19 protein-coding genes are annotated in these 25580 nt (G+C 61.3%); all 19 read left to right on the top strand.

Features of this window, described 5'->3' with window-relative positions; translation table 11 throughout:
- The first annotated feature begins 9 nt into the window (after window positions 1-9).
- The 19 genes from nuoL to lpxD all read left to right on the top strand — a co-directional run bounded on the left by nuoL (window position 10) and on the right by lpxD (window position 25563).
- On the top strand, window positions 10-1968 hold the full coding sequence (nuoL, locus tag NO932_RS08780; RefSeq protein ID WP_309210802.1) for an NADH-quinone oxidoreductase subunit L: 1959 nt from the start codon (window positions 10-12) through the stop codon (window positions 1966-1968).
- A complete protein-coding gene (locus NO932_RS08785; protein WP_309210804.1) occupies window positions 1965-3515 on the top strand; it encodes an NADH-quinone oxidoreductase subunit M in 1551 nt (516 codons plus the stop codon). The genes nuoL and NO932_RS08785 overlap by 4 nt, the downstream gene beginning before the upstream one ends.
- Before the next feature lie 9 nt (window positions 3516-3524).
- Complete coding sequence (gene nuoN / locus NO932_RS08790; RefSeq protein ID WP_309210806.1) at window positions 3525-4967, top strand: NADH-quinone oxidoreductase subunit NuoN; 1443 nt, start codon at window positions 3525-3527, stop codon at window positions 4965-4967.
- 1 nt (window position 4968) lies between these two features.
- Window positions 4969-5862 (top strand): biotin--[acetyl-CoA-carboxylase] ligase, encoded by an 894-nt coding sequence (locus NO932_RS08795; protein WP_309210807.1) that lies wholly within the window; start codon window positions 4969-4971, stop codon window positions 5860-5862.
- 59 nt (window positions 5863-5921) lie between these two features.
- Complete coding sequence (locus NO932_RS08800; RefSeq protein ID WP_309210809.1) at window positions 5922-7604, top strand: ribonuclease J; 1683 nt, start codon at window positions 5922-5924, stop codon at window positions 7602-7604.
- Between the two features lie 58 nt (window positions 7605-7662).
- Complete coding sequence (locus tag NO932_RS08805; protein ID WP_309210811.1) at window positions 7663-7908, top strand: DUF1467 family protein; 246 nt, start codon at window positions 7663-7665, stop codon at window positions 7906-7908.
- A 527-nt stretch (window positions 7909-8435) separates the two neighbouring features.
- Window positions 8436-9785 carry a proline--tRNA ligase gene (gene proS, locus NO932_RS08810; protein ID WP_309210813.1) on the top strand — a complete coding sequence of 450 codons (1350 nt, stop codon included), beginning with the start codon at window positions 8436-8438 and terminating at the stop codon, window positions 9783-9785.
- A complete protein-coding gene (locus NO932_RS08815; RefSeq protein ID WP_309210814.1) occupies window positions 9782-11149 on the top strand; it encodes an ABC transporter permease in 1368 nt (455 codons plus the stop codon). The genes proS and NO932_RS08815 overlap by 4 nt, the downstream gene beginning before the upstream one ends.
- A complete protein-coding gene (locus NO932_RS08820) occupies window positions 11142-11828 on the top strand; it encodes an ABC transporter ATP-binding protein (RefSeq protein ID WP_309210815.1) in 687 nt (228 codons plus the stop codon). Before NO932_RS08815 ends, NO932_RS08820 begins: the two co-directional genes overlap by 8 nt.
- A gap of 459 nt (window positions 11829-12287) precedes the next feature.
- A complete protein-coding gene (gene dnaE, locus NO932_RS08825) occupies window positions 12288-15731 on the top strand; it encodes a DNA polymerase III subunit alpha (protein ID WP_309210816.1) in 3444 nt (1147 codons plus the stop codon).
- Between the two features lie 351 nt (window positions 15732-16082).
- Window positions 16083-16880: a 30S ribosomal protein S2 gene (rpsB, locus tag NO932_RS08830; RefSeq protein ID WP_309210817.1), complete on the top strand. Its 798-nt coding sequence runs from the start codon at window positions 16083-16085 to the stop codon at window positions 16878-16880.
- Between the two features lie 129 nt (window positions 16881-17009).
- The gene (tsf, locus tag NO932_RS08835; protein WP_309210818.1) at window positions 17010-17936 is read left to right on the top strand and encodes a translation elongation factor Ts; all 927 of its coding nucleotides are present in this window, start codon (window positions 17010-17012) and stop codon (window positions 17934-17936) included.
- 54 nt (window positions 17937-17990) lie between these two features.
- Window positions 17991-18704: a UMP kinase gene (gene pyrH, locus NO932_RS08840; protein WP_309161395.1), complete on the top strand. Its 714-nt coding sequence runs from the start codon at window positions 17991-17993 to the stop codon at window positions 18702-18704.
- A 78-nt stretch (window positions 18705-18782) separates the two neighbouring features.
- Window positions 18783-19343: a ribosome recycling factor gene (gene frr, locus NO932_RS08845; protein WP_309210819.1), complete on the top strand. Its 561-nt coding sequence runs from the start codon at window positions 18783-18785 to the stop codon at window positions 19341-19343.
- Window positions 19344-19378: 35 nt separating this feature from the next.
- Window positions 19379-20128: an isoprenyl transferase gene (locus NO932_RS08850; RefSeq protein WP_309210821.1), complete on the top strand. Its 750-nt coding sequence runs from the start codon at window positions 19379-19381 to the stop codon at window positions 20126-20128.
- On the top strand, window positions 20125-21000 hold the full coding sequence (locus NO932_RS08855) for a phosphatidate cytidylyltransferase (RefSeq protein ID WP_309210823.1): 876 nt from the start codon (window positions 20125-20127) through the stop codon (window positions 20998-21000). The genes NO932_RS08850 and NO932_RS08855 overlap by 4 nt, the downstream gene beginning before the upstream one ends.
- A gap of 64 nt (window positions 21001-21064) precedes the next feature.
- Window positions 21065-22177, top strand: coding sequence for an RIP metalloprotease RseP (gene rseP / locus NO932_RS08860; protein ID WP_309210825.1), 1113 nt, complete (start codon window positions 21065-21067; stop codon window positions 22175-22177).
- A 191-nt stretch (window positions 22178-22368) separates the two neighbouring features.
- A complete protein-coding gene (gene bamA / locus NO932_RS08865) occupies window positions 22369-24471 on the top strand; it encodes an outer membrane protein assembly factor BamA (RefSeq protein WP_309210826.1) in 2103 nt (700 codons plus the stop codon).
- 69 nt (window positions 24472-24540) lie between these two features.
- Window positions 24541-25563, top strand: a complete 1023-nt coding sequence (lpxD, locus tag NO932_RS08870) for a UDP-3-O-(3-hydroxymyristoyl)glucosamine N-acyltransferase (RefSeq protein ID WP_309210828.1) — start codon at window positions 24541-24543, stop codon at window positions 25561-25563.
- The last annotated feature ends 17 nt before the right edge of the window (window positions 25564-25580 follow it).

The following is a 25580-nucleotide window of genomic DNA, read 5'->3' on the forward strand; positions in this document are numbered from 1 at the left end:
AGGTCAGCCATGATCCAGGCAATTGTCTTCCTGCCGCTGATCGGCGCGCTGGTCGCCGGCCTGTTCGGCCGCGTCATCGGCCACAAGCCCGCTGAAATCATCACGACCTCGTTGCTCATGGCTGCTGCCGTGCTCTCGTGGATCGTCTTCCTGCCGTTCTTTTTGGGCGATGGGGAAGCCTACAAGGTCACCGTGCTGACCTGGATTCACGCCGGCGATCTCCAGCTTGATTGGGTTCTGCGCGTCGATACGCTCACCGCCATCATGCTGGTGGTGGTCAACACCGTCTCGAGCCTCGTGCACCTCTATTCCATCGGCTACATGCACGAGGATCCGCATCGGGCGCGGTTCTTCGCCTATCTCTCGCTCTTCACCTTCGCCATGCTCATGCTGGTGACCGCCGACAACTTCGTGCAGATGTTCTTCGGCTGGGAAGGCGTCGGGCTGGCCTCATATCTCCTGATCGGCTTCTGGTATCAGAAGGAATCCGCCCGCGCCGCCGCCATGAAGGCGTTCGTGGTCAACCGCGTTGGCGATTTCGGCTTTGCGCTGGGCATCTTCGGCACCTTCTTCTTGATCGGCACGCTCGGGTTCGATGAAACCTTCGCGGCTCTGCCTGGTGTGGCCGAGGCGACCATCCCGTTCCTGTGGTGGGATGCCCACGCCATGACCGTCATCTGTCTGCTGCTGTTCATGGGCGCCATGGGCAAGTCGGCCCAGTTCCTGCTCCACACTTGGCTGCCCGACGCCATGGAAGGTCCGACCCCGGTTTCCGCGCTCATCCACGCCGCCACTATGGTGACCGCCGGCGTCTTCATGGTCGCGCGGCTCTCGCCCATGTTCGAGTTGAGCGAAGCGGCAACCCTGTTCGTCATCTATATCGGCGCCATCACGGCCTTCTTTGCGGCGACCGTTGGTCTGGTGCAGAACGACATCAAGCGGGTCATCGCCTATTCCACCTGTTCCCAGCTCGGCTACATGTTCGTCGCGCTCGGGGTAGGGGCCTATTCGGCGGGGATCTTCCACCTCTTCACTCACGCCTTCTTCAAGGCGCTGTTGTTCCTTGGCGCCGGCTCGGTCATCCACGCGATGCATCATGAGCAGGATATGCGCAATATGGGCGGCATCGCCCGGAAGGTGCCCATCACCTACGCGATGATGATGATCGGTACCCTGGCATTGACCGGGGTGGGCATCCCCGGCACCTCGCTTGGGTTTGCCGGCTTTTTCTCCAAGGATTCGATCATCGAATCCGCCTATGCCTTCGGCGGCTCCACGGGAACGCTGGCCTTCTGGCTGCTGGTCATCGCGGCCATGTTCACGAGCTTTTATTCCTGGCGTCTCGTGCACCTCACATTCCACGGCTCGACCCGCGCCGATCACCATACGTTCGATCATGCCCATGAAAGTCCGAACGTGATGCTGATCCCGCTCTATGTCCTGGCCGTCGGGGCGGTGCTCTCGGGCGTCATCTTCTATGACTCCTTCTTCGGCCATGCCGAGCATATCGAGCATTTCTTCCACGGCGCCCTGGTCGTCGACGGTGGCATTATCGATGCGGCTCACCATGTGCCGACCTGGGTCAAATGGTCGGCAACGATCGCCATGCTGCTCGGGTTCGTTGCGGCCTGGTTCATGTATATCCGCAGCCCCGAAACGCCCAAGCGCCTCGCCGAGGAGCATCGTGGGCTCTATCAATTCCTCTTGAACAAGTGGTACTTCGACGAGCTCTATGACCGCATCTTCGTGCGGCCGGCGCGCTGGATCGGCACCGCGCTCTGGAAGGGCTTCGATGACTGGCTGGTCGACCAGACCCTGGTCGAAGGGCTCGGGCGCCGCGTCAAGCAGGCCACCGGTTACGTCACGCGCCTGCAGTCGGGCTATCTCTATCACTACGCCTTCGCCATGCTCATCGGCGTTGCCGCGCTTATCACCTGGGCCATCGCTGCCGGGGGGCTTCTGGGATGATCCTTGAAAACAACATCCTGACCATCGTTACCTTTCTGCCGCTGGTCGGGGCCTTCTTCATTCTGCTGACCCCGGGCCGCGACGCGGTCTCCGAGCTCAACGTCAAGCGCATCGCGCTGGCCACCACTGTGGTGACCTTCGTCTTCACGCTGGTCATGTGGGGCATGTTCGATCCCGAGACGGCGTCGTTCCAGTTTGTGCAGAATCATCAATGGCTTGGGGACGTCATCGGTTACCGGATGGGCGTGGACGGCATTTCCGTGCTGTTCATTGTATTGACCGGCTTGTTGATGCCTATGTGCATTTTGGCGAGTTGGGATTCGATCTCGTTCCGCGTCCGCGAGTACATGGTGTTGTTCCTCGTGCTCGAAACGCTGATGATCGGCGTCTTCGCGACCCTCGATCTGGCCATGTTCTATGTCTTCTTCGAAGGCACGCTGGTTCCGATGTTCTTGATCATCGGCATCTGGGGTGGCAAGCGGCGCATTCAGGCCAGCTATAAGTTCTTCTTCTACACCTTTGTGGGCTCGGTGCTGATGCTGCTCGCCATCATGGCGATGTACTGGTACGCGGGGACGCTCGATATCGCGCGTCTGCTGCGGGTCGATTTCCCGCCCGAGATGCAGTTCTGGCTCTGGCTGGCGTTCTTTGCTTCGCTGGCGGTCAAGATGCCCATGTGGCCGTTCCACCGCTGGCTGCCCGAGGCGCACGTCGAGGCGCCGACGGCTGGCTCTGTCATCCTGGCGGCGATCCTGCTCAAGCTTGGCGGCTATGGCTTCCTGCGCTTTTCGCTGCCCATGTTCCCTGATGCGTCGGCCTATTTCTCGAACTTCGTGTTCGTGCTTTCGGTCGCCGCCATCGTCATCACTTCGCTGGTCGCGTTCGTTCAAACCGATATCAAGAAGCTGATCGCCTATTCGTCCGTTGCTCACATGGGCTTCGTCACCATGGGCATCTTCGCGGGCAATGTGTATGGCGTGCAGGGCGCGATTTTCCAGATGATCAGCCACGGCATCGTCTCGGGTGCGCTGTTCCTTTCGGTCGGCGTCATCTATGACCGCATGCACACCCGCGATATCGAGGCTTATGGCGGGCTTGTCGAGCGGATGCCCAAATATGCCTTTGCCTTCATGGTGTTCACCATGGCCAATGTGGGCCTGCCGGGCACCTCGGGCTTTGTCGGGGAGTTCCTGACGCTTCTGGCCATCTTCCAGGTCAACACCTGGTTCGCGGTGATCGCCACCACAGGCGTGATCCTTTCGGCCTGCTACGCGCTCTGGCTCTACCGCAAGATCATCTGGGGCGCGCTCGAAAAGGAAAGCCTGAAAGGCATTCTCGATCTCAACGCCCGCGAGATGGTGACGATCGTGCCCCTGATCGTCCTGACTATTCTCTTTGGTTTCTACCCCGCGCCGCTGATGGACGCGATGGCCGTCTCGGTCGATGCGCTCGTCGAGCAGTATCAGGCCGCCGTCGGCATCGAGCAGATCGCTCCAGCGGTCGAGATTCAAGTGCCGGCCGAAGCGGCCGCGCCAGCGGCTCATTAGGAGGTGAACATGTCCGAATTTACCGGTTTCGCCTCTCTGGCGCCTGCCTATCCCGAAATGCTGCTGGCCATCGGTGCGCTGGCACTGTTGCTGCTGGGCGTGTTCTCAAAAAAGGAGAACTCGACAGTCGTCACCGGCATTGCCATCGGGCTCATGCTGGCCGTCGCCGTGATGATCGTCTTCCGCTCGACCGAAGGCGTGATCTTTTCCGGCGGCTTCATCAATGACGGCTTTGCCCGCTTCATGAAGGTTTTGGTCATCGCCGGCTCGGCCTTCGCGCTGATCCTTTCGGTTTCCACCGCCTCGGACAACGGGCTCAACAAGTTCGAATATCCCGTGCTCGTCGTCCTTGCGACGCTGGGCATGATGATGATGGTTTCGGCCAACGACCTGATGAGCCTTTATGTCGGCCTCGAACTGCAGTCGCTGGCCCTCTACGTCGTTGCCGCCTTCAAGCGCGACAGCGCCAAGGCCACCGAAGCGGGCTTGAAATATTTCGTCCTCGGGGCGCTGTCCTCGGGCATGCTGCTCTATGGCGCGTCGCTGGTCTATGGCTTCACCGGCCACACCCAGCTTAACGAAATCGCCCAGGCCGTCGCGTTGGGCGACCGCAACCCCGGCGTCATCTTCGGGCTGGTCTTCCTGCTTGCCGGCATCGCCTTCAAGATTTCCGCCGTGCCGTTCCACATGTGGACGCCCGACGTTTACGAAGGCGCGCCGACACCGGTTACCGCCTTCTTCGCGTCGGCTCCCAAGGTCGCGGCCATGGCGCTGCTGATCCGCATCGTCTTCGATGCCTTCGAGCCCATCGCCAGCGATTGGCAGCAAGTGGTGATCTTCATCTCCATCGCTTCGATGGTGCTGGCCTCCTTCGCGGCCATCGGCCAGAATAATTTGAAGCGCCTTCTGGCTTATTCCTCCATCGGCCATGTCGGCTTCGCGCTTGTCGGGCTCTCCGCCGGCAGCCTTGTGGGGGTCGAGGGCGTCGCCATCTACATGGCGATCTACCTGACCATGACCATCGGCACCTTCGCCTGCATCCTCGCGCTCAAGAACGAGGACGGCTATGTCGAAACCATCGACGATCTCGCCGGCCTCGCCAAATCGAGGCCCTTCGTGGCGGGCATCCTGGCGCTCTTCATGTTCTCGCTGGTCGGGTTGCCGCCGTTTGCCGGGTTCTTCGCCAAGTGGCAGGTCTTCCTCGCCGCCATGGAAGCCCAGCTCTTCGTCCTTGCCGTCATCGGCATGCTGGCCAGCGCGGTTTCGGCCTTCTACTACCTGCGCGTCATCAAGGTGATGTATTTCGACGAGCCCACGGCTGCCTATGCGGTCCCGGCGGTCGAACTGCGCGTCGTGATCGCCCTCACCGGGTTCCTGATCCTGACCTATTATGTAACGGTCGGCCCGGCCCTGACCGCGCTGGCGCACACCGCCGCCAATTCGCTGTTCTAGCGTGGTCGCGTTCCCGCTCCCGCCAAAGGCCATCGAAGCCGGTTACCGTGTGATCGGCTTCGATACGGTCGGCTCGACCAACGCCGAAGCGATGAACGCCGCTCTGGCCGGCGATGCCGGAAAAATCTGGTTCGCCGCCCTGCAGCAGACCGAGGGCAGGGGCCGCCGCGGTCGCAAGTGGGAAAACCCCCACGGCAATCTCGCCGCTTCCCTGCTGATCGTCCCCGACGCTCCGGCGGCAAATCTCGCCAGCCTCGGTTTCGTTGCCGGCGTCGCCCTCAATGCAGCGCTCGCCCGCCTGATGCCTGCCGCCTCCATCCGCAGCGGCATCGACGGCGCTGATGGAGCGTGGTCGGGAAAAGTTGGAGACTTTTCCGGTTCGACCGCGCGACAAGACGAAAATTCCACGAGCGCAACGGGCAGGGCGCGCATCGCGCTCAAATGGCCCAATGACCTGCTCGCCGACGGCGCCAAGCTCGCCGGCATCCTGCTCGAAGCCCAGAAGCGGCCCGACGGCAAGACGGCCATCGTCATCGGCATCGGCGTCAACGTCGTCGCCGCGCCCGAGGGGCTGCCATACCCGGCCACCTCGCTTGCCGCCCTTGGCGCGCGCTTCGATGCCGCAGCGGTCTTCGAGGCACTGGCCGAAAGCTGGGTCGAGTGCTACCAGAAGTGGAACAATGGCCAAGGCACAGCCGATATCATCCGGGCCTGGCGCGGCAGCGCCGCCGGCATCGGCACCGAGGTCGCCGTCCAGCGCAACGATGGCGTGTTGCGCGGCGTTTTTGAAACGATTGATGATGCGGGCCATCTGATTGTCCGCGACGACGAAGGGCATCGCATCGCGATTGCGGCGGGCGATGTCCATTTTGGAACCACGGCAACGCTGCGCTGAACGGGCGATTGCCGCATTTTTTAGAGGACGCGGCCGCACTCCGGCCGCGCTATTGGCTTATGGCAAAAAGCAATTCGGGCGCCGACGAACTGGTCTTCGTGCCCTTGGGCGGTGTCGGCGAAATCGGCATGAACATGGGGCTGTATGGTTTCGGCCCCGAAGAAAACCGCAAATGGCTGGTCGTCGATTGCGGCGTGTCCTTCGGCGGCCCCGAGTTGCCCGGCATCGAACTGGTGATGCCCGATCCCTCGTTCTTAGAAGACGAATCCGACAATGTCGTCGGCCTCGTCCTTACCCATGCCCATGAAGACCATTACGGCGCCATCCTCGACATCTGGCCCGCCTTCGACAAGCCGGTCTTTGCCGGCCGGTTCGGCGCGGCCATGCTCAAGGCCAAGCGGATTTCCAACAACATCGAGGACGATGTCGAGATCCAGATCTTCACGCCAGGCATTCCCTTCCAGGTTGGACCCTTCAAGGTCGAAGCCATCGAGGTTTCTCACTCGATCCCCGAATCCAACGCCCTGCTGATCGAAACGCCCGCCGGCCGCGTCCTGCACACCGGCGACTGGAAGATCGATCCCGAGCCCGTCGGCACCCCGCCCACCAACATCAAGCGTTTTCGCGAACTCGGAGCGGACGGCAAGCCGCTCGCGCTGATCTGCGATTCCACCAACGCCATGAAGGATGGCGACAGTCCCTCGGAAACCGAAGTCGGCGTCAATCTCGAGCGCCTGATCGCCACGGCCAAGAACCGGGTCGCCGTCACCATCTTCGCCTCAAACCTGGGCCGCATGATCTCCATCGCCCGTGCCGCCGCCAAGGCCGACCGCCAGGTGGTGGCCGCGGGCAGGGCGGTGCATCGCATCGCCGGCATTGCCCGCGAGCTGGGGCTGATGGAAGGCGTTCCCGATTTCCTCGACCAGGATGCCTATGGCTACCTGCCGCGCGACAAGGTTGTGCTGATCTGCACCGGTAGCCAGGGCGAGGCCCGAGCCGCTATGGCCCGCATCGCCGACGGCTCGCATCCGGTCATCGACCTTTCACCTGGCGACATGGCGATCTTTTCCTCCTGGGCGATTCCCGGCAACGAAAAGGCGGTCCTCGATATCCAGAACAAGCTGGTCGACAGGGGGGTCGAAGTGGTCACCGGCCGCGACGAGATGATCCACGTCTCGGGTCACCCGCGCCGGCACGAACTGGCGCAGCTTTACGATTGGCTGAAGCCGGACGTGCTGATCCCCGTCCATGGCGAACCCATGCACCTTGAGGCCCACGCCACGTTCGGGCGTGAAAAGGGAATCAAGACGGTGATGTCAATCCGCAATGGCGACATGGTTCGGCTTTATCCCGAACCCAAGCACTTCCCCGGCGAGGTTCCCACGGGCGTCCTCTATCTCGATGGCAACCTGCTGTGCACGCCCGAGGAGTCCAATGTCCGCGATCGCCGCCGCCTGGGCTTTGGCGGCGTGGCCATCGTCTCGCTGGTGGTCAACGCCAAGGGACAGATCGTCTCAGGGCCGGTATTCGATCTGGACGGCATTCCCGATCTGGCAGACGATGACGATCCGTTGAGTGCGGTCGCTCACGATGCGGTGAGGGGCACCATCAAGAGCTTCCCCGAAAAACGCCGTGGCGATACAGGCCGCTTTGCCGAGGCCATTCGCCGGGCCGTGCGCTCCGAGCTCAACGCCGCCTGGGGCCGCAAGCCCATCGTCAAGGTGTTCGTCCACAAAGTGTGATCAGGAGGGTTGCCGGAAGCGGCTTTTCGGTTCGGGCAACGCGACAAGGAACAAGTTCATGCAGCCCTTCACCTATGTCGCCATCTATTTCGTCGTCTGGTGGACGGTCCTCTTCGCCGTCCTCCCCTTCGGCGTGCGCGGGCAACATGAGGATGGTGAGTTCGTCCAGGGCACCGAACCCGGCGCGCCGGTCAAGGCGCATCTATGGCAAAAGGTGCTGGCGACGACCGTGATTTCCGCCGTCGTCACCGTGCTGCTGTTCTGGGCCCTCTCCAATCCCGCGCTGCAGGAATACTGGAGCTAGCCGAAGGGCCGGTTCAGCTTTCGCGGTTTTCCGGTCAATTCGGGATCAAAGCCCGAGAATGACGCGCGCCGGAAAACACAGCCCCATTGGAACCTCAACCGCTCTCCCGGTCCTGGACCCGGAGACCCGCAAGGCCTCTTGCGGCAGCGGAAGAGGTGTGACCTCCGGCGCGCGCCCCGCATCCCCCGATTTTCCTCACGTAAAATAAAAAAATGCAGGGCTAAGCCCTGCATTTTAAAAAAGTTTCGCGACAATCCACTGGTCTTACAGCGCGCAGATGGGCGGCCAGTGCTCCTCCCTTGACGTTGTCAGCGTCGGGCGGGTTGTACCCGCCGTTCGTTTTATGGGGCGGACCCTACCAAGGACATTTTGCCGCGACAAGAAGAAAATGCGTGGATTTGTCACACCGCGTCAAAAAACTGTCATAGGGGCAAACAAGGGTCCGCCTTGCCATCGTGCACTCCATTGCGCTTGATGGTTCCGCCCGGTATTGAGCCATTGTCGATTCTCGGCAGCTCGGAGTTTTCATGCGCCTCTCACGCTATTTCCTGCCCGTCCTCAAAGAGACCCCCAAAGAGGCAGAAATCGTTTCTCACCGCCTCATGCTGCGGGCGGGCATGATCCGTCAGCAGGCTTCGGGGCTGTATTCCTGGCTGCCGCTGGGGTTCAAGGTGCTGCGCAAGATCGAAAAGATCATTGAAGAGGAGCAGAACCGCTCCGGCGCCATCCAGCTCCTGATGCCCACCATCCAATCCGCCGATCTCTGGCGCGAGAGCGGGCGTTATGACGCCTATGGCAAGGAAATGCTCCGCATCGAGGACCGGCACGAGCGCGACATGCTCTATGGGCCCACCAATGAGGAGATGATCACCGACATCTTCCGGACCTATGTGAAGTCCTACAAGGATCTGCCGCTCAATCTCTATCACATCCAGTGGAAGTTCCGCGACGAGGTGCGCCCGCGCTTCGGCACCATGCGCGCCCGCGAATTTCTCATGAAGGACGCCTATTCCTTCGATCTGGACAAGGAGGGCGCGGTCAAGGCCTATCAGCGCATGTTCGTGGCCTATCTGCGCACCTTTCACCGGCTCGGGCTCACCGCCATTCCCATGCGCGCCGACACCGGCCCGATCGGCGGCGATCTTTCGCATGAATTCATCGTTCTGGCCGATACCGGCGAAAGCGCCGTGTTCTGCCACAAGGAACTGCTCGAAAAGCCGATCCCTTCCGCCGACACCGATTTCCGCTCCGACCTGAGCCCCATCGTCGACGATTGGACCTCGCTTTACGCCGCGACCGAGGAAATGGTCGACATGGCCGAATATGAGCAGAACGTGCCCGAAGATCAGCGCGTTTCCGCGCGCGGTATCGAGGTGGGGCACATCTTCTATTTCGGCACCAAATATTCCGACCCCATGGGCGCCAAGGTGATGGGCCCCGATGGCAAGGAAGTCCCGGTGCATATGGGCTCCTACGGCATCGGCCCCTCGCGGCTCGTCGCGGCCATCATCGAGGCCAGCCATGACGACAACGGTATCGTCTGGCCGGTTTCGGTCGCCCCGTTCGAAGTGAGCCTCATCAATCTCAAATCGGGCGACGCACAGTGCGATGCGGCCAACGACAAACTCTATGGCCAGCTCCAGGCGGCCGGCATCGAGGTTCTCTATGATGACCGCGAATCCGGCGCCGGGCAGAAATTTGCGACCTCCGATCTGATCGGTATTCCGTTCCAGTTGATCGTCGGCCCGCGCGGGCTCGCTTCCGGCGAAGTCGAAATCAAGCACCGCAAGACCGACGAGCGCGAAACGATCGGCATCGAAGACGCCGTTGCCCGTTTGAAAGCGCTGATCGAACCCGAACGCAGGGACAACGTTTGACCTCCACCGACGCCGCCCGGCGGCAAAAGGGAACGCGACCGTTTTCGCGCTTTGAATGGATTCTGGCCGGGCGCTATCTGCGCGCCCGCCGCCGCGACGCCTTCGTTTCGGTCATCGCCATTCTGACCATGGTCGGCATCATGATCGGTGTCGCCGCTCTGATCGTCGTGATGAGCGTCATGAACGGCTTTCGCGGCGAGTTGATCACCCGTACCTTGGGGCTCAACGGCCATTTCACGGGCTTTCCCATCGAGCAGCAGTTCACCGATTACGAGCAGGTGCGCGCCAATCTCGAGGGCGTGGAAGGCGTGGTTTCCGCTGTCGCCTTCGTTGAAGGGCAGGCGTTGGTTTCGAGCCCCTACAATTCCTCGGGCGCCAATATCCGGGGCATGTCGCTCGAAGATATCGAGAAGCTCCCCTTGCTCTATCAAAGTGTCGAGTATGGCGGCTGGGAAGATTGGGACGAACTGGAAGGGGTGGCCATCGGCTCGCGCATGGCCGCCAATCTGGGCCTTGCGATCGGTGATCCGCTGACCATCGTTACCCCTAACGGTCCACGCACGCCGCTTGGTTCGACGCCGCAGATCCGCACATATCCCGTCAATGCGATCTTCGATGTGGGCATGGTCGAGTTCGACTCGCTCTTCGTCTATATGCCCATCGATGCGGCGCAGACCTATTTCCGCCTCTATGAGGATAGGCTGCGCGAGGGCTTCGAGGAACTCGATCCGCTCGCCACGGACGAGGAAATCGATGCTGCCTACGAGCGCGTCGGCATGGCAACGGCGGTCGAGGTGTTCCTGGCCGATCCCGATGCCACGGCGACCATGCAGCGTCCGCTCGAGGATGCTGCGGGCCGCCCCATGGTTTTCACCGATTGGCAGACGCGCAACCAGACGCTGTTTTCCGCGCTCCAGGTCGAGCGGGTGGTGATGTTCACCATCCTGTCGATGATCATCCTGGTCGCCGCCTTCAACATCATTTCCAGCCTCATCATGCTGGTGAAGGATAAGGCCGCCGACATCGCCGTGCTGCGCACCATGGGCGCCACCCGCGCCTCTATCATGCGGGTGTTCTGCATCACCGGAACCGCCATCGGGTTTATCGGCACCATTCTGGGCTTCATTCTCGGCGTGGTCATCGCCCTCAATGCCGAGGCCATCCGCGCCTGGATTTCCAATCTGCTCGGCATCACCCTGTTCCCGCCCGAGATCTTCGCCTTTTCGGAACTGCCGTCGCGGGTCGATCCGCTCGAGGTCACGGTGGTTCTCGCCGTGGCGCTGGGGCTCTCGTTCCTCGCAACGCTCTACCCGGCCTGGCGCGCCGCCCAGTATGACCCCGTGGAGGCGCTGCGCTATGAGTGATGTCCTTTTGAGCCTCCGCGACGTGCGCCAGACCTATGGCGACGGGGAGGCGGCGGTGAATGTCCTCACCGGCGCCAGCCTTACCATCAATCGCGGCGAGATCGTTGCCCTGGTCGCGCCCTCGGGCGCTGGCAAGTCTACTCTGCTCCATATCTGTGGCCTGCTCGAACGTCCCACTGGCGGCGATGTCGATATCGACGGCGAGCGCACCTCGAAGCTGGCCGACCGCCAGCGCACCCTCCTGCGCCGTCACCGCATCGGCTACGTCTACCAGTTCCACCACCTGCTGCCCGAATTCAGCGCGCTGGAAAACATCACCATGCCCCAGCTCATCGCCGGCGAAGGGCAGGGGACTGCCGACGAGCGCTCCAAGGCACTGCTCGACATCATGGGCATCGGCCACCGGGCCCATCATCGTCCCGCCGAACTCTCGGGCGGCGAACAGCAGCGCGTCGCCATCGCCCGCGCCGCCGCCAACCGTCCCAGCCTGGTGCTGGCCGACGAGCCGACCGGCAATCTGGACCCGGCGACCTCCGACACGGTCTTCGCCGCGCTCTCGGACCTGATCCGCCAGCAGCACGCCGGCTGCATCATCGCCACCCACAATCATGACCTCGCCCGCCGCGCCGATCGCGTGGTGACGATCGTCCAGGGCAAGGTCGAACCGCTGGTTCTCTGACCTCAGTTGAATCGACCCGAATACGTGTCCCCGGTTGGTTTCCCAGCCGGGGCTTTCGTATGGATCCGCACGTGCCGACCCGCATTTACCCGCACCCGTCCGGGCCGCTGCACCCGTATCCCGGCCTTTTCGCACAACGGTGTCGGCAAACGCCGGGTAGACCCTGCGTAACTTTTCTTTAACCAGCGATCTCAAGGCCGCTATGGTCCATATGGACAGGAACAAAAAATGAACTTATAAGAACAAACCATAAACACAGGAGAGATCCCATGCTCGATTTCGTCAAGGACTTCATGGCCCTGGTTTCGCTGACCGCCTTCGGTGGTGTGACGCTGTTCTATTTCGATATGATCACTTATCTCGCCTGATTCCCCCTGTGCAAAAGCCACCCTCAGGGTGGCGGCAACAGGTTTGGAATGGCACAAGGAAACATCAGCTTTTCTCGGGTTTACGCTCCTAATGTCCGGTCCCGGCTTCGTTCATCTCCACGTCCATTCGGCCTTCTCCCTTCTCGAAGGCGCACTGCAATTGGGCGCGATTCTGGAGATGGCAAAGGCCGATGGACAGCCGGCAATCGGCATTGCCGACACCAATAACCTCTTCGGTGCATTGGAGTTTTCCGAAAAAGCCTCGGGCAAGGGTATCCAACCCATCATTGGGTGCGAACTCACCCTCGATTTCGGCGCCGACGCTGAGAAGCCCTCGGACCGCATCAACCTGGGCAAGGGTACTGTCGTCCTGATCGCCACCAATTCGATCGGCTTTGCCAATCTTTCCGAATTGGTTTCAAAGGCTTACCAGGTCGGTTGCGATGGCCGCACCGCCGCTCACATTGATTGGGTCGTCGATCACGGGGCAGGGCTGATCTGCCTGACCGGCGGCCCGGAAGGCGCCATCGACCCCTATCTCGCCGCCGGCCTCGACGCCCAGGCGGAAGCCCGGCTCGGCGTGTTGTCCCGCATCTTCGGCGACCGGCTTTACGTCGAAATTCAACGCCATGACCGGGCCATCGAGAATTCGGTCGAGCCTCGCCTGATCGATCTTGCCTATCGGCTCGACCTGCCTCTGGTTGCCACCAACGAACCCTATTTCCCCAAGCAGGACGATTTCGATTCCCACGACGCGCTCCTGGCCATCGCCGCGGGTTCCGTCGTTGCCCAGACCGAACGGCGCCGCCTGTCGGATCAGCACTATTTCAAGACGCGCGGGGAGATGATCGCCCTCTTTGCGGATCTGCCGGAAGCGATTGAAAATACGGTTGAAATCGCCCAGCGCTGCAGCTATCGCCCGCGCACGCTCGATCCGATTCTTCCCAAATTCGCCGCTGCCGAAGGGGTAAGCGAAGCCGAGGCCGTGGCCGCCGAAGGCGAAGAGTTGGCCCGGCAAGCACGCGAAGGTCTCAAGCGCAGGCTCGAGGTTTACGGCCACGCGCCGGAGCGCACCACGACCGAATATGAGGAACGGCTCGAATTCGAGCTTAAGGTCATCCGGGACATGAAATTTCCCGGTTACTTCCTTATCGTTTCGGACTTTATCAAATGGGCCAAGGCGCACGATATCCCGGTCGGCCCCGGCCGTGGCTCGGGCGCGGGCTCGCTCGTCGCCTATGCCCTGACCATCACCGATCTCGATCCGCTGCGTTACAATTTGCTGTTCGAGCGCTTCCTCAATCCCGAACGCGTATCGATGCCGGACTTCGACATCGACTTCTGCCAGGAGCGCCGCGAAGAGGTCATCCGCTACGTCCAGGACAAATACGGCTACGAGCAGGTCGCCCAGATCATCACCTTCGGAACGCTCCAGCCGCGCGCCGCCCTGCGCGACGTGGGTCGAGTGCTCCAGATGCCTTACGGCCAGGTCGACCGTATCTGTAAGCTCGTCCCGAACAATCCCGCCAATCCAGTGACCTTGGCGCAAGCCATCAACGACGAACCGCGCCTGCAGATGATGCGCGACGAGGACGAAACGGTCGCCGAATTGCTGCGCATTGCCGGCAAGCTCGAAGGGCTTTACCGCCACGCCTCGACCCACGCGGCGGGTATCGTGATCGGCGACCGGCCGCTGCAAAAGCTGCTGCCGCTCTATCGCGACCCGCGATCCGACATGCCGGTCACCCAATACAACCTCAAATGGGTGGAGCCTGCGGGTCTGGTGAAGTTCGACTTCCTGGGGCTCAAGACGCTGACCACCATTCGATACGCCGTCGATATGGTCAAACAGACCGGCGTCGACCTCGACATCGATGCCATCCCGCTCGACGACGCGGCGAGCTACAAGCTTTACGCCGATGGCGACACTTACGGCATCTTCCAGTTTGAAAGTCCCGGCATGCGCCGGTCCCTGGTCGAACTCAAGCCCGACCGCATCGAAGACCTGATCGCCATGAACGCCCTCTATCGGCCTGGCCCGATGGACAATATCCCAAGCTTCATCAACAGAAAGCACGGCCGGGAAGAGGTCGAGTATCCGCACGAATCCCTGGCGGCCGTGCTCGACGAAACCTATGGCATCATCGTCTACCAGGAACAGGTGATGCAGATCGCCCAGCTTCTGGCCGGATATTCGCTGGGCGAAGCCGACATGCTGCGTCGCGCCATGGGCAAGAAGATCAAGGCCGAGATGGACAAGCAGCGCGTCCGTTTCCAGGAAGGCGCAGTGGCGAACGGCCTCAAGAAGGGCCAGGCGGATACCATCTTCGACCTGCTCGCAAAATTCGCCAATTACGGCTTCAACAAGAGCCACGCTGCCGCCTATGCCTGGGTTTCCTACCAGACGGCATATTTGAAGACCCACTTTCCGCAGCAATTCTACGCCGCCTCGATGACCCTCGACATGGCGCAGACCGACAAGCTGTCGGATTTCCGCCGTGAAGCGCAAAAAAAGGGAATCGAAGTCATCCCGCCCTGCATCAACCGCTCCGAGGTCAATTTCTCGGTGCGCGAGGGCCGCATTCATTATTCCCTTTGCGCGGTCAAGGGAGTCGGCCGTCAGGTCGCCGAGCATGTCGTCGAAGTTCGCGGCGATCGGCCGTTCAAGGATCTTGCCGATTTCGCATCGCGTATCGACCCCAAGATCATCAACAAGCGCACGCTGGAAACACTCATCAACGCCGGTGCTTTCGACGTCATCTCCAAGCGTCGCGAGCAGTTGGTCGAAGTGATCGACACCGTGGTCAACACCGCCCAGCGCGAGGCCAATGGCCGCGCCGACGGGATCGTCGACATGTTCGCCTCCAGCCAGCCCCAGGCGATCACCTTGCCGGAACATGTGACCCCCTGGAGCCTTACGGAACGCCTGGCCCGAGAGCATGCGGCCATTGGTTTCTATCTCTCCGCGCACCCGCTCGACGATTATTCCGAACTTTTCGACAAGCTCCGCGTGCAACGATGGGCGGCGTTCGAGCGTGCGGCGCAGAACGGCGCGGTCGCCGGGCGCTTGGCGGGAACGTTGATTTCGCGTCAGGACCGCCGCACGCGGAAGGGTTCGACCATGGCGATCATGATGTTCTCCGATCCCAGCGGATCATATGAATGCATCGCTTTTTCCGAGCAGATCAACGATTTCGGCCGCTGGCTGGAACCCGGCAGTTCGGTGGTCATCGAGGTTGGCGCCGAAGCCCGGCCCGACGGCGTGCGCTTGCGGCTGATCAATTGCGAGCCGATCGATGCGTCGGTCGAAAAGCTCGGCCGCCGCATGACGATTTTCGCCGGCAACGAAAAGTGCCTGGGCCCAATAAAGACGCAGCTTCAGCCCGGAGGCGAGGGGGTCGTCAGCCTCATCCTTGTTCGCGACCAGGGCGAGCGGGAATACGAGATCGAGCTGCCGGGCCAGTTCCGCCTGACACCGCAATTGGCCGGCGGCCTCAAGGCCATTACCGGCGTCGTGGATGTGCGGCTGAATTAGGTTGGCCAAATCTGCGTTCGTTGCGGCTCTGGGCTGGATTCCGGGAACAGTCCCGGAATGATAAGGTAGGGTGGCAGGCGCGGTTCTTCCATATGTCTCCGGGATTTATTACCGGAACAGAGCCAACTGCATTGGCCCAGCCCCGCACCCGTTGAAATTTGGCCCCAGTCGCACCATTTTAACATGCGTCGCAGAGCCAGGCAGCGCTTGCCTTAGTGCCAGCTCTCCTGTATAGGCCGCGACGTCAAATCCACATGCAGAGGCGGGTCTGTGCCTGAACAGATCCATCCGGTGGTGGGGCAACCCACCTCTTTTCCTTTGCAGAGGCATAACCGGTAAAGGAGTTACCCAATGGCATTGCCCGATTTTTCCATGCGTCAGTTGCTTGAGGCCGGCGTTCACTTCGGCCACCAGAAGCACCGCTGGAACCCCAAGATGGAACGCTACATTTTCGGCGTTCGCAACGACATCCACATTCTCGACCTGAGCCAGACGGTTCCGGCGCTTTATCGCGCCCTGCAGCTGATCAGCGACACCGTTGCCGACGGTGGCCGCGTGCTGTTCGTTGGCACCAAGCGCCAGGCTGCGCCGCTGGTTGCCGAAGCTGCCCGCCAGAGCGCGCAATATTTCGTCAACTCCCGCTGGCTCGGCGGCATGCTGACCAACTGGCAGACAATCTCGAATTCGATTGCCCGCCTGCGTGAACTCGAAGCTCTTCAGGCTGAAGGGGCCACCGGCCTCACCAAGCGCGAGCGTCTGCAGCGCAGCCGTGAACAGGAACGCCTCGAGCGCGACCTGGGCGGCATCAAGGACATGGGCAACATCCCGAACCTGCTGTTCGTGATTGACACCAACAAGGAAGCCAACGCGATCAAGGAAGCCCGCCGTCTGGGTATTCCGGTGGTGGCCATCGTCGACACCAACTGCGACCCCGATGTCGTCGACTACCCGATCCCGGGCAATGACGACGCCGCCCGCGCCCTCGAACTCTACCTGTCGCTGGTCTCCAAGGCCGCGATCGACGGCATTTCGCGTTCGTCCGCTTCGCTGGGCCGTGACCTGGGCGCCTCTGAAGAGGTGATCGAAGAGCCTGCTCTCGAAGCCGAGACGGTCGAGCAGCCCGCAGAAGAGCAGGCAGCGCAGGCCTGAGGTCGGTCGTTTCTGTAGAGAACGAACGCTAAGGATTCCGCGCGTCATCTCTCCGACACGCTTTTTCTATTATCCGTGCCCACCCCGCGCTGTTTCGCGCGGGGCCAGGGCAGACAAAGAGGTACCGAGATGTCAATCAGTGCAGCAGACGTAAAACAGCTCCGTGAAATGACCGGCGTGGGCATGATGGACTGCAAGAAGGCGCTCACCGAAACCAATGGTGACATTGAAGCCGCCGTCGACTGGCTCCGCGCCCGTGGGCTGGCCAAGGCCGCCAAGAAGGCCGACCGCGTGACTGCCGAAGGTCTGGTGGGCGTTGCTGCGGCCGGCAAGCGTGCCGCCGTGGTCGAAATCAATTCAGAAACCGACTTCGTTGCTCGCAACGAACAGTTCCAGTCGATCGTGCGCAACACGGCCGAGGTCGCCCTGGATGTCAATGGTGACGTCGAAGCCCTGGCCGCCGCGGCCTATCCCGGCACCGGCCGCACGGTCTCCGAGGAGCTGACCGAAGCCATCGCCAAGATCGGCGAAAACATGACCCTGCGCCGCGCCGCCGTGCTCGAAGTGAGCGAAGGCGTTGTCGGAACCTATGTTCACTCGGCGATTTCGGACGGCCTGGGCCGCATCGGCGTGCTTGTGGGGCTGGAATCCACCGGCGACAAGGCCAAGCTCGAAGCGCTTGGCAAGCAGATCGCCATGCACGTCGCTGCCACCAAGCCGCTGTCGCTTTCCTCCGAGGACCTCGACCCCGAGGCCGTCGAGCGCGAGCGCGCCGTGTTCTCCGAACAGGCCAAGGCCTCCGGCAAGCCAGACAACATCGTTGAAAAGATGGTCGAAGGCCGGATCCGCAAGTACTACGAGGAAGTGACGCTTCTGGCCCAGACCTTCGTCATCGACGGCGAGAACTCGGTCGAGCAGGCGGTCAAGAATGCGGAAACCGACGTTGGTGCGCCGATCAAGGTGACCGGCTTCGTGCTCTTTGCCCTGGGCGAAGGCATCGAACGTCAGGAATCTGACTTCGCCGCCGAGGTTGCCGCCGCTGCAGGCACCGCGTAACGTATCCGCCACAATCGGATTCGTTAGCTCTTAAGCCTCAACAGCGGGACTTGCATGTCCAGACACGCCTTTTCACGCGTCTTGCTCAAGGTCTCCGGCGAAGCCCTCGCCGGAGACCAGTCATATGGAATTGAGCCTCAATTCCTCAACGCCATCGCGCGCCAGGTCGTGGACCTCACGCGGCAGGGCATCCAGGTGGCCATCGTCATTGGCGGCGGCAACATTTTTCGGGGCATGGCCATTGCAGCCAAGGGCGGCGATCGGGTGATCGGCGACCACATGGGCATGCTCGGCACCGTGATCAATTCGCTGGCCCTGGGCGATGCTATCCGTAGGGCAGGGGGCAGGTCGCACGTCTTTTCCTCGGTTTCGATGCCCTCGATCTGCGATACCTTCACCCAGCGCGCCGCCATTGCCGCGCTCGAAGGTGGGGCGACAGTGATCTGCGCGGGCGGAACCGGCAATCCATTCTTCACCACCGACACCGCCGCGGCGCTGAAGGCGATCGAATTGCGCTGCGACGTGCTCTTGAAGGGCACCAAGGTCGATGGCGTTTATTCGGCGGACCCCGAAAAGGACCCGTCAGCCACCCGGTTCGACGTCATTTCCCACGAGGAGGTGATTGCACAGGACCTGCGGGTGATGGATACGGCTGCTTTTGCGCTTGCGCGGGATAATGGCTTGCCGATAATCGTTTATGCCTTGTCGGACAAGGATGGTCTGGTGGGCGTTCTCGATGGGCGCACCCCCAGCACGCGTGTCGGCTGACCCGCGCATAGACAACAAGATTTTCGAGCAGCGCGCGCTGGCAAGGGCGACCTGCTCCAGACGACCGGGAGAAACCTGATGTCCGAAGCGTTCTCACTCGACAGCCTGCGCACCAGGATGAAGAAATCGATCGAGTCCATGAAGGGCGATCTCGCCGGCCTGCGCACGGGCCGCGCCAGTGCCAGCCTGCTCGAGCCGATCATGGTCGATGCCTATGGTTCGATGATGCCCCTCAACCAGGTGGCGACAGTATCGGTGCCCGAGCCGCGCATGCTCAGCGTCCAGGTTTGGGACCGTTCCATGGCTTCGGCGGTCGAAAAGGCCATTCGGGAGTCCTCGCTGGGACTCAATCCCATGGCTGAAGGGCAGATCATCCGCGTGCCGCTTCCCGAACTGAACGAGGAGCGCCGCCGCGATCTTTCCAAGGTTGCCCACCAATATGCCGAGCAGGCCCGCGTGGCCGTGCGCCATGTGCGCCGCGATGGCATCGAGCTGCTGCGCAAGCTCGAAAAGGATGGCGCCATGGGACAGGACGAGGCTCGCGCCGAAACCGACAAGGTCCAGAAAGCGACGGACGAAGCGATCGCCGAGATCGATCAGCTCGTTGCCGCCAAGGAACAGGAAATCATGCACGTCTGAGCGGAGCTCCGCTTGGTCCCGTTCCGAGGGAACCGATGTCCACCAACCCGGCAGCAGCATCTATCGAACCCGAGCGCGATCTCAAGATCCCGCGCCATATCGGGGTCATTATGGATGGCAACGGACGCTGGGCGCAGCAGCGGGGGCTCGGCCGTTCGGAAGGTCATAGGGCCGGGGTAGAAGCGGTTCGCCGGATTGTCGGATTGGCCAGGGACTATGGCGTCGAATGCTTGACGCTGTTTTCGTTCTCTGCCGAGAACTGGCGCCGTCCGCCCGATGAAGTCCGCTTTATTTTCAGCCTGTTGCGGCGTTTCGTTGCGTCCGATCTCGATAAACTCGACCAGAGCAACGTCCGCATACGCATCATCGGCGAGCGCGATGGGCTGGAGCGCGGACTGCGCGGCATCATCGACGAGGTCGAAACCCGGACCAGGGACAACACGGGACTCGATCTGATTATCGCCTTCAACTACGGGGCCAAGGTTGAAATCGTCAACGCCACCCGCGCCATAGCGCGCAAGGTCGCGGCTGGCGAACTGGCCCCCGAAGAGATCGATGAGGCGACCGTAGCGCATCATCTCGACACCTCCGGCCTGCCGGACCCGGATTTGATCCTGCGCACGAGCGGCGAAATGCGGCTCTCCAATTTCCTGCTCTGGCAATCCGCCTATGCCGAACTGGTCTTTGTTCCTGAAAACTGGCCCGATTTCGATGAATCTGTTTTCGTTCGCGCGCTGAGAACCTACACTGAGCGCGACAGGCGGTTTGGCGGAATTCGGACGTGAAGGACCAGGAGGGCAGGGGAACATCGATCTATGCGAGGCTATGGCCTTTCGGACCGGACCTGTTGCCGCGCCTCCTCTCTGCCATAGTCCTCATACCCCTGACCGCGGTCGCCCTGGTTGCCGGGTGGATTCCCTTCGCATTGCTGATCGCGCTGGTGATGGCCGGCGCTTATCGCGAATGGGAAACCATGATCACCGGCCAGCAGGCGCGCTGGCCGGCGGCGTTTTTCATGGGGCTGATCGCGCTGGTCGCTATTGCCCATCCCATGAACGGCGCATGGGCCAGTGCGGTCGTTTTCGGCGTCGCCGTTGTCGCGGCGCTATTGATCAAGGCGCCCAACCGCCACTGGCGGATCGGCGGGCTGGCATTTTTCGGGCTTTCCACCATCGCCTTCCTCGCCATCAGGGGCAGCTCTGGCGTAGGGATCTGGGCCGGGGTCTTTCTCGTTTCTATCGTATGGATGACCGATATCGGCGCCTATTTCGTCGGTCGAATCGTCGGGGGCACCAAACTGTCCCCGGAAGTATCGCCATCCAAGACATGGTCGGGAGCGGCCGGCGGCCTGTGCGCGGGCACGCTGAGCGGCATCGCCGTGTGGTTCCTCGCCGGCTGGGTGCTCGATACGCCGTCACCCTTCGCTATCGGACTTTTGATCTCGGTGGTGATCTCGATTTCCGGGCAATTGGGGGATTTGGCCGAGAGTGCGGTCAAACGCCGCTTTGCCATCAAGGACAGCGGCGACATAATCCCCGGACATGGTGGCCTGATGGACCGAATCGACAGTCTTACTGTCGCCGGTATCGTGCTTTGGTGCATAGGTCTGGCCAATCGCGGGCTGGGCGCGGTGCCACAGGGTATTCTGTTCTGGTAGCTCTATAATTGGACACATTGGCATTCCAAAAGCCATGTGATCGCATCGACCGAAAGGGACTTCGATGATCGGCGAGCTTCCGTTCTTTCTCAATTATATCATCCCCTTTCTGGCGGTGCTGACCGTCATCGTCTTCGTGCACGAGATGGGCCATTACCTCGTCGCCCGCTGGAATGGCGTGGCGATCGACGCCTTCTCGGTCGGCTTTGGACCCGAACTTTTCGGCTGGACCGATAAGCATGGGACGCGCTGGCGCCTGGCGGCGTTGCCGCTGGGCGGCTACGTCAAGTTTACCGGCGACGCCAACGAGGCCAGCGTTCCGGACCTCAATGCGCCCGAGCAAAACGATCCCGCGCTCGCTCCGCGCCTGTTCGCCAATAAATCGGTGTTCCAGCGCATGGCTGTCGTTGTCGCCGGCCCCTTGGCCAACATCATCTTCACCTTCCTGATTCTCTATGCGCTGCTTTTGGGCTATGGCCGGCTGACCCTGGCTCCCGTCGTGGGGGAGGTCGCCCCGGATTCCCCGGCGGCGGTCGCCGGTCTGGAATCGGGCGATACGTTTATTTCGGTCGACGGTTATGGCATTCGCGGTTTCGAGGACGTACAGCGCATCGTTTCGACATCACCCGATCGGCGAGTTCCCGTGGTGATCGAACGGGACGGCGAGAGGCTGGACGTGACGCTGGTTCCGCAGCCGGAAACGACGACAACGCGCTTTGGCCGCGAGATCGAGGTGGGCCGCATCGGGGTGAGTCGCGAAGTCGGGGAGAACGATATCGTTCGCTATCAGCCCGACCCTCTCGAAGCGGTCGGCATGACCTTCGAGGAAATCTGGTTCATTATCGACCGCACCCTGATTTTTTTGGGTGACATTTTCATTGGCCGAGCCGATCTCGATCAGGTGGCCGGACCTGTTGGCATGGCTCAGGTATCAGGAGAGGTTGCGACCCTCGGCTTGTTAGCATTGGTTAACCTAACTGCACTTTTATCGCTCAACATCGGCATAATTAACCTCTTCCCAGTACCAATGTTGGATGGTGGTCACCTGATGTACTACCTCTTCGAGGCTGTGCGCGGTCGACCCCTGAGCCAGCGCGTTCAGGAAATCGGGTACCGCATCGGCTTTGCTCTGGTGTGTACGCTCATGGTCGCGACGCTTATCAACGACCTGATCTAGATCGGGCGCGAGGTATCAAGGGGTTAGCGAGTGTTGCACGAAAACATGCATAGCCATCTTTTGGCCGCAGAGCGTGGGGTTTCGCCTTGCTCGCGGATCAAAAACAGGTAAAACCTGTCGTCGGAGTATGGGGGAATCCATGTCTGGAGACGATTCCCGGCACAAGTCTCACAAGGCAAGCAAGAACAATCATGACCAAATCAGCCAAGCTTTTGCATAGCGTCCTTCTCGCCACGGCGCTCGTTTCAGTTGCGCCGTTTGCGGGGAGCGTGGCGCTGGCGCAGGCGCAGGTGGCCGAGGGAACTCAGGTCGCTGCGGTCGGGTTTGACGGCAATAGCCGCTTCAACGACAACCAGCTCACCGCGATGGTCGATGTTGCAATTCGCCGGGTCTATACCCAGTCGGGCATTGCTACTGACATCCAGACAATCCAGGCCGCCTATACCCAAGCCGGCTACTCCAACGTGACGGTGACCCATCGGGTCGAGCCGACCGCAGATGGTCGCGTCCGTGTGTTCTTCGATGTCAACGAAGGTGATCGCGCGGGGATCGCTGCAATCAACTTCACTGGCAACAATTCGATCAGCTCCTCGGTGCTCGAGGGTGTCATCACCACCAAGGAAACGCACCTTCTGAGCTGGTTGTTCCGCGACGACGTCTATGCGGAGGATCGTCTCGCCCTCGATCGTGAACGCATTCGCCTCTATTACGCCAATCGCGGTTTCCCCGATGCGCGCGTGCTGTCGGCGGTTGCTCAGTTCGATGCCGAACGGAATGCCTATTACATCAACTTCACGGTTGATGAGGGGCAGCGCTACAATTTCGGCAACATCGCCATCGAGACCTCGATTCCTGGTCTTAATGCCGATGCGCTGCGCGGCAATATCTCGACTGGTAGCGGTAGCCGCTATTCGCTTTCGGACCTTTCAGAGAGCACCAGTGATCTGGCAATCGCCGCGACCAACCAGGGTTATCCGTTTGCCGAAGTGCGCCCGCGCATCAATCGCAACCCGGAAGCCGGAACCTTTGACGTGACCTATCTGGTCGATGAGGGGCCGCGCATCTATGTCGAGCGCATCAACATTACCGGTAACACCAAGACCCGTGACTACGTTATTCGCCGTGAGTTCGACTTTGCCGAAGGTGATCCGTTCAACCGCGCTCTGGTGACCCAGGGGCGTGCCGACATCGAGGCTCTCGGTTTCTTCCAATCGGTACAGGTGACTTCGGCTCCGGGCAGCGCGCCCGATCGCGTGGTTCTCAACGTGGCCGTGGTCGAAGGCAGCACCGGTAACTATGGTGTTGGCGCCGGCTACTCTACCCGCGACGGCATCTTTGGTGAAATCTCGCTCACTGAGCGCAATTTCCTCGGTCGCGGTCAGTATCTCCGCGCTGCCATCGGACGTTCGGAAAGCGGTGAAACCTACGATTTCAGCTTCACCGAGCCTCGTTTCATGGGGTTGCAGGTTTCGGCCGGCATCGATCTCTATCGCCGGGTGACCGACGAAGGAAACAACTTCACCTACGGTACGGCGACGACCGGTGGTCAGCTTCGCTTCGGCCTGCCGATCATTGAAGACCTCACGCTGACCACTCGCCTCGGCATCGAACAGGTGGAGTTTACCGACGACGAGAGTCCCTTGGCACCCGCCTACATTGGCGGCACACGTGACCGTCTCAATGTCGGCTACACGCTCACCTACGACACTCTGGACAACCAGCGCCGTCCGACCGAAGGCATGATCCTGTCCTTCTCCCAGGACTACACCACGCTCACCTCCGACTTCCTGACCACTGAAGTCCGAGCTCGCGTCTATTATCCGATCTGGGAAGAGATGGGTGTGGTCGCGAGCCTGCGCGGCACGGCGGGTACCGTCACCGACGTTGATGGCGGCGGCATCCACCCGACCGATGCCTTCCAGCTCGGTCCGGATCTTGTACGTGGTTATCGCTACGGTGGCATGGGTGCTCGCACCACTGCCAGCGACGATCCTGTCGGCATCCTTTCGTATGCTGGTCTTTCTGCCGAAGTCGACTTCCCGCTCCCCTTCCTTCCGGAAAATTGGGGTCTGCGCGGCGCGGTCTGGGGTGACGCCGGCTGGATTGACGGTATCCCGGATACTGAAGGTGTGGAGACCACAGGCCTGGGCGGCGAATTCAAGTCGTCGGTCGGTGGCTCGCTGATCTGGGAATCGCCGTTAGGCCCGCTGCGTGGCGACTTCGCTCACGTCATCGACCCGAACGATCAGGACGAAACGCAGGTCTTCCAACTCACGTTGTCGACCCTGTTCTAATCGTCCAATTCATGGAAAAAGCTGAAGCCGCGGCGTACCAAAGCCGCGGTTTCTTTTTCAGGCGGTCCAATGATCGACAAACGCTTTCATGAATGCACCGGGCCTGTCCGGCTGTCGGATCTGCTCACCTCTTCCGGTCACCACGATCTGGCGGCCACGCTTTCGATCGATCCGCTAATCCAAGGCGCGAGCGATCTCTCGGACGCCGGCGCCGATGCCATCTCCTTTGCCGCAAGCAAAGCGTATTCCGATCAGCTCCCGACCAGCGGAGCCGGTGTCGTTCTGGTAACGGCGGATCTTGCGGAGGCCGTGGCAAAAGGTGCGCTCGCCGTCATTTGCGAGAATCCCTATGATGTCTTCGTCGACGTGCTCAATGTGCTGTATCCCAATGACAGCGCAGCGGTCATCCAGGCATCGATACGTTCCGAACCCGCGCCTTTTATCGAGCCGGGCGTTACGATCGGGGCGGGTGTGGCAATCGGTGCCGGCGCGCAGATCGGGTCAGGAACGGTTATCGGCGCGAACACCACGATCGGGGCAGGGGTGGCGATCGGCCGGAACTGCGTCATTGGCCCCAACGTATCGATCGAGTGCGCCTATCTGGGCAATGAGGTGGTTCTTCAACCCGGCGTGGTGATCGGAGCGGAAGGATTCGGTTTCCAGTTGCGGGCAGACCGGCACCGCAAGATTCCCCAGCTTGGGCGTGTTATCATTCAGGATCGCGTTGAGCTGGGTGCCAATACCACAGTCGATCGCGGCACGCTTGGGGATACTGTCATTGGCGAAGGTTCCAAGATCGACAATCTGGTTCAGATCGGCCACAACTGCCGTATTGGACGCAATTGCGTCATCTCGGGCATGTGCGGGCTAAGTGGCTCCACCATTCTCGAAGATGGCGTTGTGATGGGCGGCAATGTCGGAAGCGCCGGCCATCTGCGTATCGGCGCGAACTCGCGCATTCTCGCCCGGTCCGGCATAACCCACAGCTTTCCTGCCGGCTCCAATATTGCCGGAGCGCCGGCACAGGATGTAAGGATGTGGAAGCGCGAGGTCGCCGCGATCAGACGATTGACTAAAGGGGATAAGGTTTGAGTACGCTCAGTGAGGAT

Origin of the sequence: Pelagibacterium sp. 26DY04, assembly GCF_031202305.1 — a bacterium.
Classification (GTDB): Bacteria; Pseudomonadota; Alphaproteobacteria; order Rhizobiales; family Devosiaceae; genus Pelagibacterium.